This is a genomic window from Candidatus Eremiobacteraceae bacterium, from assembly GCA_035314825.1.
Lineage (GTDB): Bacteria > Vulcanimicrobiota > Vulcanimicrobiia > Eremiobacterales > Eremiobacteraceae > JAFAHD01.
On the sequence record DATFYX010000033.1, the window covers coordinates 1 to 2,718 of the forward strand.

Consider the following 2,718-nt stretch of genomic DNA (forward strand, 5'->3'; position numbering starts at 1 on the left):
GAGCATTCTGGCGCGAACATCATCGGCGTCATGTCCACATCAGGGGCGTTGATCGCGACGTATCCGATACCGACAGCAAATGCGCAAGCCGGCTTCATCATCGCAGGTCCTGATGGCAACATGTGGTTCACCGAGGAGGTCGGCAATAAGGTCGGCAAGATCACGATGGGCGGCACGATCACCGAGTATCCGATCCCGACACCCAATTCGGTTCCGAAGAACCTGGTCGTCGGAACTGACGGAGCACTGTGGTTCCCAGAGCGCGACGGCGCTAAGATCGGGCGCATCACCACGTCCGGCACCATCACGGAATATCCCGTGCCGGCGACGATCTATCAGGATCTCCTACGACGCATCACCTCCACGCCCGACGGCTCGCTCTGGTTCGTGCAAGCCGAAGTGACAGCGCCCTACAACAGCGAGGTCGGCAAGATGGATACGACCGGCACCGTCATCGACCTCTGGTCGTTTCCGAACGGATTACCACAGGCCATCACCGTCGGACCCGACGGCAGTCCGTGGTTCACCGACAACGCGAACGACACGGTCGTGCGTCTCTGAAGCCAGACGTCAGTCCGTAGCGATCACATCCTGGCAAGAATCGCCCTGCCGCCCAGCGTTGCAGGGCATTTTCGCGTGCTCAGGCAGCAGAACTCGCTAAGTATTCATGGCGTGCTGCGACGCCGTAGTTCTACGTAGGCATTACGGACGCGCCCAAAACCATCAGACTGCTAGGCTATTGTCGGAGGTGGACGCAGCACCAAGCCGCGCATCGGCCTCTCCGAACGATGAACAGTCGCTTCGGCACCGTAGCTCTAGGAGGTTCACCATGTTCACTCGCACACTGCACACAGCCGCCGTGCTCGGTGTCATCACGGCGACGATCATCGGTCTCGCCGCGGCGAGCCCGGCAAGCGCCGCTCCGCGCGTCACGTTCAGCGCGCTGGTTCCTGTGGCGCCGATCAACGTCATGCAGACGGCCGCTGCCGGCAACACGTGCCCGGACCCCGACTCCAGCGCCCACGTGACGGATATATACCCGACTCAGTGGTTCAAGCTGATCTCCGCGCAGACCAACCATGCGAGCGTCCAGCTCCAGGTCGACCTTGACTCGGTCGGCAACGTGCTGCAGGCTCGCGTCACCAGCTCATCCGGCAACACGCTCTTGGACCAACAGGCGCTTCTTGAAGCACGCAACTCCAAGTACGCGCCGGAAGTGCACAACTGCAACTCGTTCAAGCAATCGTATTACGTCGAGATCACGTTCGACAACCCGATGGCCGTCATCCCAGAGAACGGCGCCAGCGCCCGCCATCTGGCCCAGTGATCGGCTCCGGACACGACATAACCGTTCTTGATCCACGCACGTCACCGCCGGACCAACCCGGCGGTGACTTCTTGTCATAAGGGCTACGTATTTCTGCGGACGCGTCGTCCCGCCAGATGCGCTAGAATCTCACCGTGGACGCCTCGACGTGACGATCGGCATTCTTGTGAATGACGATCTGACAAAGAACCCTGCGGTGCGCCGTCTTTGGAATGCGTACGCGACCGCCGCGTCGCTCAAGCGGGCCAAGTTCACCGTCTTCAGCCTTGGCGATAGCGCCGAGCTGGCGGACGAGCTTCTCGCGCTTGTTTTCGCGGGGATCAAGCGAGCCCGCACGAGCCTTCCGCGTGAGTTCACCGCTAAGGGCTGGCCATTACCGAAGCCCGGAGACTTTAGCATTATCCTGGACGGCGCCGGCGTGCCGCGCTGCATCATCCGCGCGGTTCACGTCGAGACCAAACCGATGGGCGACGTCGACGAGCATTTCGCCTGGGAGAACGGCGGCGGGGACCGCAGTCTCGCCTGGTGGATGTCTGCACACACGCGGTATTTCCGGCGGCAAGGCGCGCGAGAAGGTTTCGCGGTGGACAAAGACACGGAAGTCGTGCTCGAGCGTTTTCAGGTCGTCTGGCCGCCCGAGTTCGCGGATCGTCATGCGCTGGATTGACCGCCCGAAGAAGGGCGCGGCAACGCGACCTCTGAACCGTCGGGCCTCCATGGAAAACGGGTGCCGGCACTTTCGAGTGTTCGCAAGTCTCGCTTTGGTCGCCGCTATAGGGGCGCTTGGCGCCGCCTGCGCGAGCGGCGGCGGGGGCCCCGGGTGCGTAGGTCCCTGCCAGACATCGACGCCCACACCAACGCCACAGCAGGTCATCGGTTGCAATGCGAACCCGACGAGCCTGATCGCCGCGGGCGAGCCCGAGACTCCAGTGCGCCGCCCGGTCTTCCGCGGAATGCGTCCGGCATTCATTCCGGGACTGATCGCCGTGAAGTTCTCGGGCACCGGTTCGGAGCCCGCGATCGCCCAGGCGATGGCGCGCGTTAGTGCGCAACTTGTCGGGCAGCGTAACGAGTTCGGCTACGTCACGTACAGAATTCCGCAGACCGCAAACCCAGCAGCTGCATCTGCTTCGCTGGCCGCGACACGCGGCATCATCGAAGCCAAACCGATCCCGGCACGCTATCTGCAGGCCGTGCCCAACGATCAGTTTTTCGGCCCGGCGCCGCCCTACACCGGCCCCGATACTTCGATCCCCGTGCAGTGGGATATGTATTACACGCAGATGCCGGCGGCGTGGAACGTCAGCGAGGGCAGTCCAAACGTGCGTATCGCGGTCATCGACACCGGTTACGATGCCAACAACATCGACATCTGCTCAAAAGTGATGGCA

Annotated in this window: 4 protein-coding genes; all 4 read left to right on the forward strand. The window is 62.5% G+C overall.

All coding sequences use genetic code 11. The features are described from left to right. On the forward strand, window positions 1-561 hold a 561-nt coding region (locus VKF82_04555; protein ID HME81326.1), incomplete at its 5' end, for a hypothetical protein. A 268-nt stretch (window positions 562-829) separates the two neighbouring features. Next, complete coding sequence (locus VKF82_04560; GenBank protein ID HME81327.1) at window positions 830-1,327, forward strand: TonB family protein; 498 nt, start codon at window positions 830-832, stop codon at window positions 1,325-1,327. A 148-nt stretch (window positions 1,328-1,475) separates the two neighbouring features. Further along, on the forward strand, window positions 1,476-1,994 hold the full coding sequence (locus tag VKF82_04565) for an ASCH domain-containing protein (protein HME81328.1): 519 nt from the start codon (window positions 1,476-1,478) through the stop codon (window positions 1,992-1,994). Between the two features lie 286 nt (window positions 1,995-2,280). Further along, window positions 2,281-2,718: hypothetical protein (locus VKF82_04570; protein ID HME81329.1), on the forward strand; the 438-nt coding region annotated here is incomplete at its 3' end.